General features: G+C 56.0%; 14 protein-coding genes. 9 read left to right on the top strand and 5 right to left on the bottom strand.

Annotated elements, in window-relative coordinates; translation table 11 throughout:
- The first annotated feature begins 77 nt into the window (after window positions 1-77).
- The 8 genes from ACH1XZ_RS15090 (at window position 78) to tnaB (ending at window position 9422) form a co-directional block, all read left to right on the top strand.
- Window positions 78-2435 carry a TonB-dependent receptor domain-containing protein gene (locus ACH1XZ_RS15090; protein WP_395596204.1) on the top strand — a complete coding sequence of 786 codons (2358 nt, stop codon included), beginning with the start codon at window positions 78-80 and terminating at the stop codon, window positions 2433-2435.
- A gap of 61 nt (window positions 2436-2496) precedes the next feature.
- The gene (locus ACH1XZ_RS15085; protein ID WP_395596203.1) at window positions 2497-3531 is read left to right on the top strand and encodes a hemin-degrading factor; all 1035 of its coding nucleotides are present in this window, start codon (window positions 2497-2499) and stop codon (window positions 3529-3531) included.
- On the top strand, window positions 3528-4343 hold the full coding sequence (locus ACH1XZ_RS15080) for a heme/hemin ABC transporter substrate-binding protein (RefSeq protein WP_395596202.1): 816 nt from the start codon (window positions 3528-3530) through the stop codon (window positions 4341-4343). Before ACH1XZ_RS15085 ends, ACH1XZ_RS15080 begins: the two co-directional genes overlap by 4 nt.
- Complete coding sequence (locus ACH1XZ_RS15075) at window positions 4343-5338, top strand: FecCD family ABC transporter permease (RefSeq protein WP_395596201.1); 996 nt, start codon at window positions 4343-4345, stop codon at window positions 5336-5338. The genes ACH1XZ_RS15080 and ACH1XZ_RS15075 overlap by 1 nt, the downstream gene beginning before the upstream one ends.
- Window positions 5331-6110: a heme ABC transporter ATP-binding protein gene (locus tag ACH1XZ_RS15070; RefSeq protein WP_395596200.1), complete on the top strand. Its 780-nt coding sequence runs from the start codon at window positions 5331-5333 to the stop codon at window positions 6108-6110. Before ACH1XZ_RS15075 ends, ACH1XZ_RS15070 begins: the two co-directional genes overlap by 8 nt.
- 198 nt (window positions 6111-6308) lie before the next feature.
- A complete protein-coding gene (tnaC, locus tag ACH1XZ_RS15065; protein ID WP_072011356.1) occupies window positions 6309-6386 on the top strand; it encodes a tryptophanase leader peptide in 78 nt (25 codons plus the stop codon).
- Between the two features lie 255 nt (window positions 6387-6641).
- Complete coding sequence (gene tnaA, locus ACH1XZ_RS15060; protein ID WP_395596199.1) at window positions 6642-8057, top strand: tryptophanase; 1416 nt, start codon at window positions 6642-6644, stop codon at window positions 8055-8057.
- A 117-nt stretch (window positions 8058-8174) separates the two neighbouring features.
- Window positions 8175-9422 carry a low affinity tryptophan permease TnaB gene (tnaB, locus tag ACH1XZ_RS15055; RefSeq protein ID WP_395596198.1) on the top strand — a complete coding sequence of 416 codons (1248 nt, stop codon included), beginning with the start codon at window positions 8175-8177 and terminating at the stop codon, window positions 9420-9422.
- 36 nt (window positions 9423-9458) lie between these two features.
- Here the strand turns inward: tnaB and yedF are convergent, their stop codons facing one another.
- Together yedF and yedE are read right to left on the bottom strand one after the other, a co-directional pair.
- A complete protein-coding gene (gene yedF, locus ACH1XZ_RS15050; protein ID WP_395596197.1) occupies window positions 9459-9692 on the bottom strand; it encodes a sulfurtransferase-like selenium metabolism protein YedF in 234 nt (77 codons plus the stop codon).
- On the bottom strand, window positions 9689-10900 hold the full coding sequence (gene yedE / locus ACH1XZ_RS15045) for a selenium metabolism membrane protein YedE/FdhT (RefSeq protein WP_395596196.1): 1212 nt from the start codon (window positions 10898-10900) through the stop codon (window positions 9689-9691). The genes yedF and yedE overlap by 4 nt, the downstream gene beginning before the upstream one ends.
- Window positions 10901-11203: 303 nt before the next feature.
- Here yedE and mutS point away from each other — a divergent pair, with 303 nt between their 5' ends.
- On the top strand, window positions 11204-13765 hold the full coding sequence (gene mutS, locus ACH1XZ_RS15040; protein ID WP_395596195.1) for a DNA mismatch repair protein MutS: 2562 nt from the start codon (window positions 11204-11206) through the stop codon (window positions 13763-13765).
- Window positions 13766-14512: 747 nt separating this feature from the next.
- Here the strand turns inward: mutS and ACH1XZ_RS15035 are convergent.
- The 3 genes from ACH1XZ_RS15035 to ACH1XZ_RS15025 are packed head-to-tail and all read right to left on the bottom strand — an operon-like array spanning window position 14513 to window position 16780.
- Window positions 14513-14749 (bottom strand): non-oxidative hydroxyarylic acid decarboxylases subunit D, encoded by a 237-nt coding sequence (locus tag ACH1XZ_RS15035; RefSeq protein ID WP_333496670.1) that lies wholly within the window; start codon window positions 14747-14749, stop codon window positions 14513-14515.
- A gap of 10 nt (window positions 14750-14759) precedes the next feature.
- The gene (locus tag ACH1XZ_RS15030; RefSeq protein ID WP_395596194.1) at window positions 14760-16187 is read right to left on the bottom strand and encodes a non-oxidative hydroxyarylic acid decarboxylases subunit C; all 1428 of its coding nucleotides are present in this window, start codon (window positions 16185-16187) and stop codon (window positions 14760-14762) included.
- Complete coding sequence (locus ACH1XZ_RS15025) at window positions 16187-16780, bottom strand: non-oxidative hydroxyarylic acid decarboxylases subunit B (RefSeq protein ID WP_395596193.1); 594 nt, start codon at window positions 16778-16780, stop codon at window positions 16187-16189. The genes ACH1XZ_RS15030 and ACH1XZ_RS15025 overlap by 1 nt, the downstream gene beginning before the upstream one ends.
- Window positions 16781-16839: the final 59 nt, after the last annotated feature.

The raw sequence follows: 16839 nt of genomic DNA, 5'->3' as shown, positions 1-16839 counted from the left end.
CGAAGCGCTTAAGGAAAAGCCGACTTCTGGAAGTAGCGAGTGAGCCAATACTAATAACGATGAAAGGCATGGCAACTATGTACAAATCCATTCAATCAGAGGCGTGGTGCAAGAAAAGCCTACTGGTAACCTCTTTGCTTGCAGCGATTTATCAGACTTCCGCCGTTGCGGCTGACACACAGGACAAAACCGCCGCGGTAGACAGCGCCGAGCAAATGACCGTCACCGCACCAGCACCGGTTCTGAAACCGGGTAGCCAGCACGCCATTAGCGCGCAGGAGCTGCAGGACAAAGGGGCCAACGACTTTGGTTCCATCATGCGCTATGAACCTCTGATTGGCGCGACCGGCTCCAGCGGCGGCTCCGGAAACGGCAAAAGCGGCTTCGACCGCGGCGGCTACACCGGCTATAACATTCGCGGGCTCGAGAGCAACCGCGTTGGTATCGACGTTGACGGGATTGCCCAGCCAAACGCTACCGGCCGTAGCTACGTAAGCCGCGCGGGCCAGAATACCTTCGGCATTGGCCGCGACTACATTGACCCGTACATGTACGGCAGCGTGGATATTCAGTCCGGGGCAACCGACACTGAAACCGCCAACTCTTCTATCGGCGGCAACGTCTCCTTCCAGCCGAAATCGGCGGACGACTACCTGCACCCGGGCAAAACCAGCGCCTTTAGCTATCGCAGTGGTTACGACTCCGCTGACCGCAGCTGGCACAACGGCCTGACGGCAGCGGGCGGCGATGAAACCCTGCGCGGGATTTTCGTCTACAGCCGTCGCGATGGTCAGGAGACCACCACCAACAGTTCAAACGTCGACGCCTTCCCGGCCAACTGGCACTCCGACGCGTTTATGACTTCCGGGATCTGGCAACCTAACGATCAGCATAAACTGACCAGTACCCTCGATTACTACCATAAAACCAACCATACCCATTACGACGTCTGGAACGACAGCGGCAGTAAGACCATTGGTAATGCGCAGCAGACCAGCCAGACCCGTCGCTGGGGGCTGAGCCTGAAAGATGACTGGACGCCGATGAACGACTTCATCGACAGCATGTCCACCAAGGTGTACTACCAGCACACCGAAGCGCACGACCAGACCTATATGCCAGACAGCTTCACCAATACCATGGAAACGGTCTATTCGAACTACGACACCGATACCTGGGGTATGCAGACGGCATTGGCAAAAACGCTGGGCCGCCACGACCTGAGCGCTGGCTTTAACGCTAGTACCACCAAAACCCAGCGTCCGTTCAGCCAGTCGCCGGTTCCGAGCGTCTTCACCGAGATTATGCAGCCGGAAGCGGACAGCCGTGAGTACACGGTAGCTGGCTTCCTGCAGGATCAGATCAACTTCGATCTCGACGGCCATAACTTTGCGGTGATCCCGGGCGTTCGCGTAGTGCACCAGTCCACCAAGCCGGATAATCTCAACAGCCTGACCACCAACAGCACGGTGCTGACAGAGTCGTCGGTCTCCAAATTGTATGGCAAAAACTCAGACACTCAGGCGCTGCCGTCACTGACCTTCCAGTACGACATCACGCCGCGCATGATGACCTACCTGCAATACAAACGCGGCGCGGAATTCCCGAATACCAGCCAGCTGTATGGTTCATGGAACCTCGGTTCCAGCTACGCGGGGCGCGGTCAGTATGCGCTGATCGGTAATACCGATCTGAAAACCGAGACCAGCGACAACTTCGAGTGGGGCATGAAGGGTGAGGTGACCGAAGGGATCACCATGCGTACCGCGCTGTTCTATAACAGCTATAAAAACTTTATCGCCTACACCCGTTACACCCGTGCGAACAACCCGGGCCAGTTCACTAACGTACCGTCAAATATCTACACCATTTATCAGGCGGAAAACCGCGATAAAGCCTATATCTACGGCGGTGAGATCAGTGCGAAGTTCAACTTCGGCACCTGGTTTGAGCAGGTTGATGGCCTGAGCGCCACCCTGGCCTACGGCTACAGCGAAGGGCAGTCTAAATCCAGCTACTACGGCGACAAATATGTCGACCTCGATAGCGTTGCACCAATGAAAGCCATCGTCGGCGTAGCGTGGGACGACCCATCTAAAGTTTACGGCACCGCGCTGACCGCGACGTTCGTGAAAGGCAAACGCGCTACCGCCACTAACCGTGAAAGCTACACCAACACCGGCAGCGCGCTGACGGATTCCACCAGCGAATACATGCGCGTGCCTGGCTACGGCATGCTCGACTGGACGGCCTACTGGCGCGTGGCGAAGAACGTCCGCATCAACGGCGGCGTGTATAACCTGACCGACCGTAAATACTGGGACTACCTGAGCAGCCGCAACATTGAAACGTCCACCAATCAGGACGCCAATGATAAATCGCTGGCGGTCATGCCGGGCCGTACCTGGCAGCTGGGCGTTAACGTCGATTTCTGATAACAACATCAATGAAACCTGCCCCCGGCCATTGGCCGGGGTAATTATAAGGAAGAGAGCTATGCAAAACTCACCAACCGAACTGTGGCAGCGCTATCAGGACGTTAAAGCCAGCGGCACTGCCAAATACGCCCGCGACATCGCTGCCACGATGGGTATTAGCGAGGCGGAACTGACCGAAGCACGCGTCGGCCACGATGCCGTTCGCCTGCAGGATAATGCACGCACAATTCTCGCCGCACTTGAACACGTGGGCGAAACCAAATGCATCTGCCGCAACGAATATGCGGTTCACGAGCAGGTTGGTGCCTTCACCCACCAGCACCTCGACGGCCACGCAGGCCTGGTGCTGAACCCGCGCGCGCTGGATCTGCGTCTGTTCCTGAGCCAGTGGGCGAGCGCATTCCACGTCAACGATCAGGGGCGCGAAAGCATCCAGTTCTTTGACCCGCACGGTGACGCAGTGCTGAAGGTTTACACCACCGACGCTACGGACAGCGCGGCCTGGCAGGCGCTGATTGCCGAACAGACGCAATCAAACCCAACGCCGCTGGCCCTTCGTCCGGTAGAAAGCGCTCGCTACGCCGAGACGGCTGACGGTGCGGCGCTGGAAAAAGAGTGGCGCGCGATGACTGACGTGCATCAGTTCTTCGTGCTACTGCGCAAATACAACCTCTCACGCCAGCAGGCTTTTCGCCTGGTGAGCGATGACCTGGCCTGCCGTATCGACACCGAGGCCCTGCCTCGCCTGCTGGAAACCATCCAACAGGACGGCAACGAATTTATGATTTTTGTCGGCAACCGCGGCTGCGTGCAGATCTTCACCGGCACGCTGGAAAAACTGACGCCAATGCGCGGCTGGATCAACATCTTCAACAGCACCTTCACCCTGCACCTGCGCGAAGAAACTATCGACGAAGTGTGGGTAACCCGCAAACCGACCGTGGACGGTCGTCACGTCACCAGCGTGGAGCTGTTTGCCAAAGACGGCACCCAGATTGCGCAGCTGTACGGCCAGCGCAGCGAAGGTCATCCGGAGCAGACGCAGTGGCGCAACCAGGTGGATAGCCTGACGGCGGAAGGCCAGACCGTATGAAACGCCTGCTGATACTGTTAGCCGCGCTGCCGCTGTTCTCCAGCGCCGCCGAGCGCATTATCACGCTTGGCGGCGACGTCACCGAAATCGTCTACGCGCTGGACGCGCAGTCTCAGTTAGTGGCACGCGATAGCACCAGCACCTGGCCTGCGGCAACCCAGTCTCTGCCGGATGTCGGCTACCTTCGCCAACTGAGCACCGAAGGCATTCTTTCTCTACGCCCAACGTTAGTACTCGCCAGCAGCCAGGCACAGCCCTCGCTGGTGCTGCAAAAGGTAGAAGGCAGCAAGGTGAAGGTAGTTAACGTGCCGGGTGGCTACGATGCCGCAGCAATGGACAGCAAGGTAAAAGCAATTGCCGACGCGTTGGGTAAACAACCCCAGGGCGATGCGCTGCGCAAAACGCTGCATGACGAGATGGCCAAAATCCCGGCGCAGCCGCTGAGCAAGCGCGTGCTGTTTATTCTCAGCCACGGCGGTTCCGGCGCGCTGGTGGCCGGTCAGCAAACGGCGGCAGACGGTGCTATCAAGCTGGCAGGCTTACAGAACGCCATGCAGGGGTTTGACCACTACCGCACCATGTCGCAGGAAGGGGTCATCGCCAGCGGGCCGGATCTGGTGGTTATCTCCGCTGACGGCCTGAAGGGCATGGGCGGTGAAGCCGCGCTGTGGAAGCTGCCGGGGCTGGTGCAAACGCCTGCCGGGCGCAATAAACAGGTGCTGGTGATTGACGATATGGCGCTGCTGGGCTTCGGTCCGCGCACGCCGCAGGCGCTGCAACAGCTGCGCCAGAAAGCGGAGCAACTGCACTGATGAACGTCACCGCCTCACGCCAGCTGTGGCTGATGGTGCTGCTGCTCGTTGCCCTGACGCTGTTTGCCACCACGCTCGGCGCCATGCGCCTGCCGCTGGCGAGCATCTGGCCGTCGGGCGATGAAGTGCTTCGTCACATCTGGCTCACCATCCGCCTGCCCCGCGTCCTGCTAGCGCTGCTGGTTGGCAGCGCGCTGGCGCTCTCCGGCTGCGTGATGCAGGGGCTGTTCCGCAACCCGCTGGCAGACCCGGGCCTGCTCGGGATCAGCAGCGGTGCGGCGCTGGCGGTCTCCTTCTGGGTGGTGCTGCCCATTTCGGTGCCGGTGCTGGTGGCGCTGTATGCGCCAATGCTGGCGGCGTTTATCGGCAGCCTGGCGGTGATGGCGGTGATTTTTGTACTGAGTAAAGCGGGAGACGGTTCGCTCTCCCGCCTGCTGTTGGTAGGGATTGCAATTAACGCCCTGTGCGGTGCGCTGGTGGGCATGCTGTCGTGGATAAGTAACGACACGCAGCTTCGTCAGATGTCGCTCTGGGGAATGGGCAGCCTGGGGCAAGCCGAGTGGCCGACGCTACTGGTTGCCGCCACGCTGATTATCCCTGCGTCGCTGGTGGTCTGGTGGACGGCGGCACGCCTGAACCTGCTTCAGTTGGGTGATGAAGAGGCGCACTACCTCGGCGTTAACGTGCGGGTACTGCAACGGCTGCTGCTGTTGTGCAGCGCGGTGCTGGTGGCCGCCTCGGTGGCGATCAGCGGCGTCATTGGCTTTATCGGGCTGGTCGTGCCGCATCTGATGCGCATGTGGCTGGGGCCAGATCACCGGGGGCTTATCCCCGGCTCGCTGCTGGCAGGCGCAATTTTGCTGCTGATTGCCGATACTCTCGCCCGCACCGTGGCGGCCCCCGCCGAAATGCCGGTCGGGCTGCTGACCAGCCTGCTCGGTGCGCCGTGGTTCTTGTGGCTTATTTTCCGTCAGGAGAGGGGGATGCGTGGATAATCAGTACGTTGCGCGCTCGCTATCGCTGAAGCTCGGTAAACGCCGGGTGATTGATAATATCTCGCTGGCGCTACAGCCCGGCGAAGTGACCGCGCTGATTGGTCCTAACGGCGCAGGAAAATCGACGTTACTGCGGCTGCTGACCGGCTTTTTATCCGCCGACAGCGGCGAGCAACATATCGAAGGAAAAGCGCTTAGCACCTGGTCTGCCTCCGCCCTTTCCCGCCGCCGCGCGGTAATGCTGCAGCGCACGCAGCTTAACGCCAACTGGCCGGTGGAAACGGTGATTGCGATGGGACGTGCGCCGTGGGGAACGCAGGTTGACCCGGCGCTGATTGCGCGGGTGATGGCCGAAACCGGCTGTACGCACCTGGCAGGCCGACTGTATCCCGCGCTTTCCGGCGGCGAGCAACAGCGCGTACAGCTCGCACGGAGCCTCGCGCAGTTATGGGGTGAAGATGGCCCGCAGGGCTGGCTGTTTCTGGATGAACCCACCTCGGCGCTGGATCTTTACTACCAGCAGCACCTACTGCGGCTGCTGAAAAAGCTGACCCGACGCGGCAAGCTGCACGTGTGTATCGTGCTGCACGACCTCAATCTCGCCGCGCTGTGGGCCGACTCGATACTGCTGCTGCATCAGGGAAAACTGGTGGCGCAGGGCACGCCGCAGGAGGTCATTCAGCAGTCGGTGATTCACCGTTGGTATGGCGCAGAAATTGCGATGCTCCAGCATCCGGAAGCGGCGGTACCGCAGATTTATCTGACACCTTAATAAAGCGGGCGTGGCTTCACGCCTGCTTTATTACTCACGTGGGTCATTATTGCTTTATTTATTAAGTGCAGGCTAAACACCCACTATTGATAATGAGATATACGCATTCGTGACCAAATTCACAATTGAATAAAACGCTAATAGACAAATAAGTCAAATCGAATAATGTATATTCGTGTCTAATGGAGAACATACATTATGAACTTCCACAATAGAACGTATAACACCTCAAAATGGTTTAATATTGACAACGTTATTGTCAATCACCGTCCTTAGCCCTTCACACGACCTCGCGTCCATATCATTGCAAACAGAAGCCTGAATTCTGTTTCTGATATCACATACCTATTTCAAGATAACTGTTTAATAGCAGCGATGTACCGCACGCATTTTTAATATGCCGTGAGCGGAGCTTGCCGTTATATAACGTTATCCGGTTTAGGTATTCGTATTGCGCCCAGAAAATGGTTTTCATCATAAATGAATAACCTGCGGGACGAGTATGTCTAAAAAAGGATTAAGGATTACGCCATGAATAACTTTAAACATCTTCCAGAGCCTTTCCGTATTCGCGTTATTGAGCCGGTAAAACGCACCACCCGGGAACACCGTGAAAATGCGATTATCACCTCAGGCATGAATCCGTTCCTGCTCGATAGCGAAGATGTCTTTATTGACCTGCTGACCGACAGCGGCACTGGCGCGGTAACGCAAAATATGCAGGCCGCCATGCTGCGCGGCGATGAAGCCTATAGCGGCAGCCGCAGCTACTATGCGCTATGCAACGCCGTTAAAGAGATTTTCGGCTACCAGTATACGATTCCAACCCACCAGGGACGCGGCGCAGAGCAAATCTATATTCCGGTATTAATTAAAAAGCGCGAGCAGGAAAAAGGGCTGGACCGCAGCAAAATGGTCGCCTTCTCCAACTATTTCTTTGATACCACCCAAGGCCATAGCCAGATTAACGGCTGCACCGTACGCAATGTCTATATTAAAGAGGCATTTGATACCTCCGCACGTAATGATTTTAAAGGCGATTTTGATCTACAGGGGCTGGAAAACGGCATTGAAGAAGTTGGCCCCAATAACGTCCCTTATATAGTGGCTACCATCACCTGTAACTCTGCGGGCGGCCAGCCGGTATCGCTGGCGAATCTGAAAGCGATGTACGCCATTGCGAAGAAATATGACATTCCAGTGGTGATGGACTCCGCACGCTTCGCGGAAAACGCCTGGTTTATTCAGCAGCGTGAACCGGGATACCACGACTGGAGCATTGAAGAGATCACCCACGAAACCTACAAATACGCCGATATGCTGGCAATGTCAGCGAAGAAAGATGCGATGGTGCCGATGGGCGGCCTGTTGTGCATCAAAGACGACGCTTTCTTTGACGTCTACACCGAATGCCGCACACTGTGTGTAGTGCAGGAAGGCTTCCCCACCTACGGCGGCCTTGAGGGCGGGGCAATGGAGCGTCTGGCCGTTGGCCTGACCGACGGGATGAACCAGGACTGGCTCTCTTACCGTATCAAGCAGATTCAGTATCTGGTCGACGGGCTTGAAGCCATCGGCGTCACCTGCCAGCAGGCGGGCGGCCACGCAGCGTTTGTCGATGCTGGTAAGCTGCTACCGCACATCCCCGCAGAGCAGTTCCCGGCGCAAGCGCTGGCCTGCGAACTGTATAAAGTCGCCGGTATTCGTGCCGTTGAGATTGGCTCCTTCCTGCTGGGACGCGACCCGAAAACCGGCAAGCAGCTCCCTTGCCCGGCAGAGCTTCTGCGCTTAACCATTCCACGCGCCACCTACACCCAAACGCATATGGACTTCATTATTGAAGCCTTTGAACACGTGAAGGAGAATGCGCCAAATATTAAAGGCTTAACCTTTACCTACGAACCGAAAGTATTACGACACTTCACCGCAAAACTGAAAGAAGTTTAATTCTCACCTACTCTAATGGCTATATCACTGATATAGCCATTAGAGATTCCGGCACCTGGCAACATTGATTATTTCTGACAACCGCAGAAACATATTCTTTATCAATAAGGGAAGGCCATGGAAGAAGCGTCGAATACAAAACATTCCTCTTTTTGGGGGATTATGGTTATTGCTGGCACCGTTATCGGTGGCGGTATGTTTGCACTACCGGTTGACCTTGCAGGGGCATGGTTTTTCTGGGGTGCATTTATTTTAATTATTTCCTGGTTTTCAATGCTGCATTCCGGGTTACTACTCTTAGAGGCCAATCTTAATTATCCCGTAGGTTCCAGTTTTAATACCATCACTAAAGATTTAATCGGCAATAAGTGGAATGTAGTTAGCGGCATTACCGTTGCCTTCGTTCTGTATATTCTGACCTATGCCTATATCTCAGCCAACGGAGCGATCATCAGCGAAACCATCGCCATCAACGCCGGAACGCACGTGAATCCGCGAATCGTCGGTATCTGTAGCGCAGTGTTTGTCGCCAGCGTGCTGTGGGTTAGCTCCCTTGCGGCTAGCCGTATCACCTCCTTTTTCCTCGGCATTAAAATTATCGCCTTCGTGGTGGTCTTCGGCTCCTTCTTCTTTCAGGTCGACTATACCATTCTTCGCGATATCGCTGCGCCGGAAGCGAACAGCACCTACCTCCCCTATATTCTGATGGCGGTGCCGGTATGCCTGGCGTCGTTTGGTTTTCACGGCAACATTCCCAGCCTGATAATCTGCTACGGCAAACGTAAAGACAAACTCATTAAAAGTATCGTCTATGGTTCGCTGCTAGCGCTGGTTATCTATCTGTTCTGGCTCTACTGCACGATGGGCAATATCCATCGCAGCAGTTTTAAAGAGATTATTGCCTCAGGCGGGAACGTGGATGCGTTGGTGAAATCCTTCTTAGGGACCAACCAACACGGTGTGATTGAGTTCTTCCTGCTTATCTTCTCTAATCTCGCGGTCGCCAGCTCCTTCTTCGGCGTTACGCTCGGGCTATTTGATTACCTGGCGGATCTGTTCAAGATGGGCAACACTCTGTGGGGCCGCTTTAAGACGCTGTTACTCACCTTCCTGCCCCCAGCGGCACTGTACCTAATCTTCCCGAACGGTTTTATCTACGCCATCGGCGGCGCGGGGCTGTGCGCTACCGTCTGGGCGGTTATTGTGCCCGCATTCCTGGCGTTGAAATCGCGCGAACGCTTCCCGGAGAAAACCTTTACCGTCTGGGGCGGCAAGGCCATTCCGGCGGTGGTTATTCTGTTTGGGGTCATGGTGATTCTGTGCTGGTTTGGCAGTACGCTGAACCTGCTACCGAGATTTGGATAACACAATGCGCCCTCGCCGGACGGCGAGGGCGACAGGTTACTTCTGGATTAAATAGCGGATGGTTGGCCCATCCTGCTGGATGTCGAGCACGGTATAGCCGTGGTTGCGCGCATCCACCGGGATGTTATTAATCGACTGCGGGCAGTCGCTCACCACTTCCAGTATTTCGCCTTTCTTTAACTGCGGCAGCGCTTCAAGCGTCGCCACCGCCGGGTACGGGCAAGGCTCACCCACCATGTCCAGACGGTAATCCGGGACGATCGTTTTCATACACTCTCCTTCGCAGTAATAGTGGCGGAAGCGTTACGACGGAAGAACCGTTTTTCCCAGCCAAGAATTAACAGCAGCGCAATCAGCAGCAGGCCGTAGGTAACCAGCAGACCACCGAGCGGGCCAAAGGTGGTCAACAGATTCACTTTGTCCCAGCTTGTGGCAAGCGACGGGGAGATATCGTCCCAGTAGTAGGCCAGAATGGTTGAGCCAATCACGTTGCCAAGCCCCACCCACCAATAGTGCACCTGCCCTTCGACGGCACGATACATCCAGCCAGTTTCACAGCCGCCGGCCAGCACAATGCCGAAGCCAAACAGTAGCCCGCCAATCACCGCATTCGGACCTGCCCACATAATTTTCGGCGCCACGCCCAGCTGCACATAGCTGAAGATACCGATGGCGCTCACCGCCATACCGAAAATAATGGCCTTCGCCATTTGCGTACGCCCGGTGATCCACAAGTCGCGAAACGCCGAGGTAAAGCAGATTTGCGCCCGCTCAATCAGCAGACCAAAGCCCACGCCGAACAGCATCGCCAGCCCCAGCTTAGGGCTCCCCGCCGCCGTCAGCAGCGCCCAGCCGACCATGCCAATAAACACCAGCATACCCAGACGGAAGCGTCGACGCGCCTGGTCAGGACGCTGCGTCAGCGGCGATGCCGCCGAGACTTTGACCATTTTTACCGGGATACGGAAGATAGGCAGCAGCGTAAAGCGGGCGCCAAACCAGGACCCAATGGCCGTCGCCAACGCGAAGAACCAGGCGTGAAGTGAGAACTGCGGAATGCCCGTAAAGAAGGCCGCGAGGTTACAGCCCATCGCCAGACGTGCGCCAAAACCAGCAATAATGCCGCCGACAATCGCCTGCAAAATACGGATGCGGCTTTTCGGCAGACGCAGCTTCACGTTATTGGCCCACAGCGCCGCGGCAAAGCAGCCGCCGAACATGCCGATAATCATCATGCCGTCGATACGGGTCAGCGGCGTACCGTCGAGCCCAATCAGCTTGTAATAGCCCCAGGTCTCGGTATGTACGCCAGCAAGCTGGAGCAATTGCCCGCCCCAACGCGTGAACTCGCCCGTCACCGCCCAGAAAGTGCCGGTGATGCCGAAGTAATAAGTAGAGAGAATACCGGCCGCGATTACCGCAGGAACCGGGGACCAGAATTTGATCAGGAAGGTGTGTTTAAATTGGTGCCATGTCATCGATGTTAGCCTCTGAACTCAGAAGGGGTCATGTGCGAAGAGCCGCACAAGAGGCGGGGATTATAGCGGCTAACGCTTTCAGGAGAATGACAACCGTCGCAAAAGGTCGGTGAGATCAATTTGCCGACGTGGCCATTTCAGGACGATGCCCCCTCTTCTGTTTTCCTGTCCCCCAGACTCCGTTATCATGCACCTTACGTACTCATGAAAAAACAGGCCGGATTTCATGAGCTCCACGGCACCAGATGAGTCCGAGCACAAAACGCACTCAGTAAAATTTTAGAAAATGGACATCACAAACGGATGAGTACAATCGACAATTTCGACGCACATACGCCGATGATGCAGCAGTATCTTAAGCTGAAAGCGCAGCATCCCGAAATCCTGCTGTTTTACCGCATGGGCGACTTTTACGAGATGTTTTATGACGATGCGAAACGCGCATCGCAGCTGCTCGACATCTCGCTGACCAAGCGTGGCGCTTCTGCCGGTGAACCTATCCCGATGGCGGGCATTCCGCACCACGCGGTCGAAAACTACCTCGCCAAGCTGGTGAATCAAGGCGAGTCCGTCGCCATTTGCGAACAGATTGGCGACCCGGCCACCAGCAAAGGTCCGGTCGAGCGTAAAGTTGTGCGTATCGTGACGCCGGGTACCATCAGCGATGAAGCGCTGTTGCAGGAGCGCCAGGATAACCTCCTCGCCGCCGTCTGGCAGGACAGCAAAGGCTATGGCTACGCCACGCTGGATATCAGTTCCGGGCGTTTTCGCATTAGCGAACCGGCCGACCGTGAAACCATGGCTGCCGAATTGCAACGTACGAACCCAGCCGAACTGCTGTATGCCGAAGATTTTGCCGAGATGGCGCTGATTGAAGGTCGTCGCGGCCTGCGCCGTCGCCCGCTGTGGGAATTTGAAATTGATACCGCGCGCCAGCAGTTGAATCTGCAGTTTGGTACCCGTGACCTGGTCGGTTTTGGTGTTGAAGGCGCACCGCGTGGGCTTTGCGCTGCGGGCTGTCTGCTGCAATACGTGAAAGACACCCAGCGTACCTCGCTACCGCACATCCGCTCCATCACCATGGATCGCCAGCAGGACAGCATCATTATGGATGCCGCCACCCGCCGTAACCTGGAGATCACCCAGAACCTGGCAGGCGGGCTTGAAAATACCCTCGCCTCCGTGCTCGACTGCACCGTCACGCCGATGGGCAGCCGTATGCTTAAGCGCTGGCTGCATATGCCGGTGCGTGATACCAAAGTCCTGACCGAGCGCCAGCAAACTATCGGCGCCTTGCAGGATGCCACCGCCGATTTACAGCCAGTTCTGCGTCAGGTCGGCGACCTGGAACGTATTCTTGCTCGCCTGGCGCTGCGCACCGCGCGCCCGCGCGACCTCGCCCGTATGCGCCACGCCTTCCAGCAGTTACCGGAACTGCGTGCCCAACTAGAAAGCGTCGACAGCGCGCCGGTGCAGATGCTGCGCGAGAAAATGGGCGAGTTCAGCGAACTGCGCGAACTGCTGGAGCGGGCGATTATTGATGCGCCGCCGGTGCTGGTGCGCGATGGCGGCGTGATTGCCCCAGGCTATCATGAAGAGCTCGATGAATGGCGCGCGCTGGCCGATGGCGCCACCGACTACCTTGACCGTCTGGAAATTCGCGAACGCGAGCGTACCGGGCTCGACACGCTGAAGGTCGGATATAACGCCGTCCACGGTTATTACATTCAGATTAGCCGCGGTCAGAGCCATTTGGCGCCAATCAACTACGTGCGCCGCCAGACGCTGAAAAACGCCGAACGCTACATCATCCCTGAGCTGAAAGAGTACGAGGACAAAGTTCTGACCTCGAAAGGCAAGGCGCTGGCGCTGGAGAAACAGCTTTATGACGAGCTGTTCGACCTGCTGCTGCCGCATCTGGCAGACCTTCAGCAGAGCGCTAGCGCACTGGCGGAACTGGACGTGCTGGTGAATCTCGCGGAACGTGCCTATGCACTCAACTACACCTGCCCAACGTTTATCGATAAGCCCGGTATCCGGATTATCGAAGGCCGCCATCCGGTGGTTGAACAGGTGCTGAACGAGCCGTTTATTGCCAACCCGCTGACCCTGTCGCCACAGCGTCGAATGCTGATCATTACCGGCCCGAACATGGGTGGTAAAAGTACCTATATGCGTCAAACGGCGCTGATTGCGCTGCTAGCTTATATCGGCAGCTACGTCCCGGCGCAGAGCGTAGAGATTGGCCCTATCGACCGCATCTTCACCCGCGTGGGCGCGGCGGATGACCTGGCTTCCGGCCGCTCAACCTTTATGGTGGAGATGACCGAAACCGCCAATATTCTGCATAACGCCACCGAAAACAGCCTGGTGCTGATGGACGAGATTGGTCGCGGCACGTCAACCTACGATGGTTTGTCATTGGCATGGGCCTGTGCGGAGAATCTGGCTAATAAGATCAAGGCGTTAACGCTATTTGCGACCCACTACTTCGAGCTGACCCAACTGCCGGAGAAAATGGAAGGCGTGACGAACGTGCATCTGGACGCGCTGGAGCACGGCGATACCATCGCCTTTATGCACAGCGTGCAGGACGGCGCGGCTAGCAAGAGCTATGGTCTGGCGGTAGCGCAGTTGGCGGGCGTGCCGAAAGAGGTGATTAAGCGCGCGCGTCAGAAACTGCGCGAGCTGGAAAGCATCTCGCCAAACGCGGCGGCGACGCAGGTAGACGGGACACAGATGTCGCTGCTGTCAGCGCCGGAAGAGCTCTCCCCAGCGGTAGAAGCGCTGGAAGGTCTGGACCCGGACTCGCTGAGCCCACGTCAGGCGCTGGAGTGGATTTATCGTCTGAAAGGAATGGTGTAATGATCTGCGCCGCTTCGCTTATGCTGAAGTGGCGCCTTCATAGCCGTTGAATTTATCGAAAAATTAAAATGTACGTATGGGTCAAATGAAAAAAAAGCCCTTACCAGTACGGCAAGGGCTTTTACGGTGCTACAAACTTCAGATTTAACATTAATTAACTTACTGAATTGTTACTACAATTTATACTGCTTTCAAATGCACCCGTTTACTACAGATAATATTGGGCATTAAAACTTAAAAACCTCCCTCTAGTTATCCTGTTACACAAACCGCCAGCCTTATCACGAACTTAAGCATGGCGCCTTAAACAAGTACATTCCCCATCGCGACATATACTCTTTGATGCGTTGCCTTATTACCGTTGCGTTTACCATGAAACGATAATCGCAGTAAATGAATTTAAAACAAGGCCTTACATCGTCGCGCATACTCTACCATTTTGCTTTCCAGCACAATGACTACGAGGCCTTAAAACATACTGCATCCCAAACTACAAACTTCGTGGCCTTATTACAAAATGGTTAACCCCAGTACTTCTGAATAAACACTTACTTTTATTGTGCTGTTAAATCTTAATCTACGCATTTACCACAAGGTGTCAATACTGTTTTTAAAATCATGTATATATTTACATATTTTTAAATATTGAGTGTCGCAGAATTAAGACCAGATCACAGAATGTGAACAGTGTTCCCCATAAAAAACAAGTAACAGCGACGAGGTGAATCCCCATCGCTGTTGAATGCATTAGCGCTTATCTTCCGCCAGCAGCGGCGGAATGGCTGGCACCATCGGCGCATCATCAATATCTTTCTGCGTCATGCGGAACGCCTCTGGATAATGTTCGCGGCTGGTGCGGCGTAGCGGTTCGGTATCGCGCCAGGTGTACAGGCAGTGCTGGCACTGGTATACGGTCCAGACATCTTTTACCGGCGATTTCGCCATCACTTCAATATGTTCATCGGCGCAACGTGGACAAATCATCTTTTCCTCCTTACTTACGGTTAGCCAGCATAGCGGTCAGTTTTTCAGCCCAGGCTTTGGTTTCAGGTAAATCCTGTACCGGCTGGCTGTAGTGACCACGGTTGTCCGGCGCAACCGGCGTGGTAGCGTCGATAATCAGTTTGTCGGTGATCCCCGCCGGGCTTGAGCCAGGGTCGAGCTCCAGCACCGACATATTCGGCAACTGCACCAGATCGCCCGCTGGGTTAACCTTCGACGACAGCGCCCACATCACCTGCGGCAGGTTGAACGGGTCGACGTCTTCATCAACCATAATCACCATTTTCACGTAGCCCAGACCGTGCGGCGTGGTCATCGCGCGCAGCCCCACCGCGCGGGCAAAGCCGCCGTAGCGTTTTTTGGTGGAGATAATCGCCAGCAGGCCGTGGGTGTACATGGCGTTCACCGCCTGCACTTCCGGGAATTCAGCTTTCAACTGTTGATACAGCGGCACGCAGGTGGCCGGGCCCATCAGGTAGTCAATTTCGGTCCACGGCATTCCGAGATAGAGCGATTCAAAAATCGGCTTGGTGCGATAAGAAACTTTATCGATACGCACCACTGTCATATTACGGCCACCGGAATAGTGGCCGGTAAATTCACCGAACGGACCTTCGATTTCGCGTTTACGCCCTTCGATAACCCCTTCGATGATCACTTCAGAGCCCCACGGCACATCAAAGCCGGTTAGCGGCGCGGTGGCAATCGGGTACGGGCTTTCGCGCAGCGCACCGGCCATCTCGTATTCAGACTGGTCATACTTCAGCGGCGTCGCGCCCATCAGGGTAATAATCGGGTCGTTACCGAGGGTAATCGCGATCGGCAGGTCCTCACCGCGCTCTTCCGCTTTGTGCAGGTGCAGCGCGATATCGTGCATAGGAACCGGCTGCAGTCCGAGCTTACGCTTGCCCTTCACTTCCATACGGTAGATACCGACGTTCTGCTTGCCGAAGTTATCCGGGTCCAGTGGGTCGCGGGAAACCACGCAGGCTTTATCAAGGTAGAAACCACCGTCACCGTCGTTCAGGCGGAACAGCGGCAGGATGTCGAACAGGTTAATGTCGTCACCGTCGACGGTGTTTTCCGCCCACGCTGGGTTAGCGCGGCGTTCCGGAGCAATCGGGAATTTATCCCAGCGGCGAATAAACTCATCAATCTGTTTTTTGACCGGCGTGTTCATCGGCAAGCCCATCGAAATCGCATGGTTCTGCCAGGAGCCGATGGTGTTCATCACCACGCGAGCATCGGTAAAGCCACGGATATTGTCAAACCATACGGCTGGCGCACCGTCGCCAATACGGCCTGTCGCATTGGCCGCGGCCGCCAGATCCGGCTCGGCATTTACCTCTTCACTGATTTTCAGCAGTTGACCCTGGTCTTCCAGCGCCTGCAAAAAACCGCGTAAGTCATCAAAAGCCATTATGCATTCTCCTGTGAAAATTGTTTCGTCGCCGGTAACCCCTGCCAGCGGCGCGCTTTATCGTATTTGAGGCCAAACTGATCGAGCACCCGCGTCACCACGTGCTGAACGATATCGTCGACCGTTTCCGGGTGGTTGTAGAACGCGGGCATAGGTGGAACCATCGCTACGCCCATGCGGGAGAGCGCCAGCATGTTTTCCAGATGAATGGTGCTGAGCGGCATTTCACGCGGCACCAGCACCAGCTTGCGCCCTTCTTTCATCACCACGTCAGCGGCACGTCCCACCAGTCCATCGGCGTAGCCTGCGCGAATACCGGCCAGCGTTTTCATGCTGCACGGGATAATAATCATGCCGTCGGTCTGGAAAGAGCCGGAGGAGATGGTGGCGGCCTGGTCCGCCGGGCTGTGACTGAAGTCGGCCATTGCAGCGACGTCGCGCGCGCTCCACGGCGTTTCAAGCTCGATGGTAGTTTTCGCCCATTTCGACATGACCAGGTGAGTTTCCACTTCCGGCATATCGCGCAGTGCCTGGAGCAGTGCAACACCTAGCGGTGCCCCGGTGGCGCCAGTCATGCCTATAATCAGTCTCATTGCTCACCTCATTTTCGTTCGTGTACGAACAATATGAATAAACTTACTCCTGTTGCATG

This window comes from Kluyvera chengduensis (assembly GCF_044197065.1).
Taxonomy (GTDB): domain Bacteria; phylum Pseudomonadota; class Gammaproteobacteria; order Enterobacterales; family Enterobacteriaceae; genus Kluyvera; species Kluyvera ascorbata_C.
The sequence above is the reverse complement of the archived record's forward strand: the minus strand, read 5'-3'. Positions and strand labels throughout refer to the sequence as shown.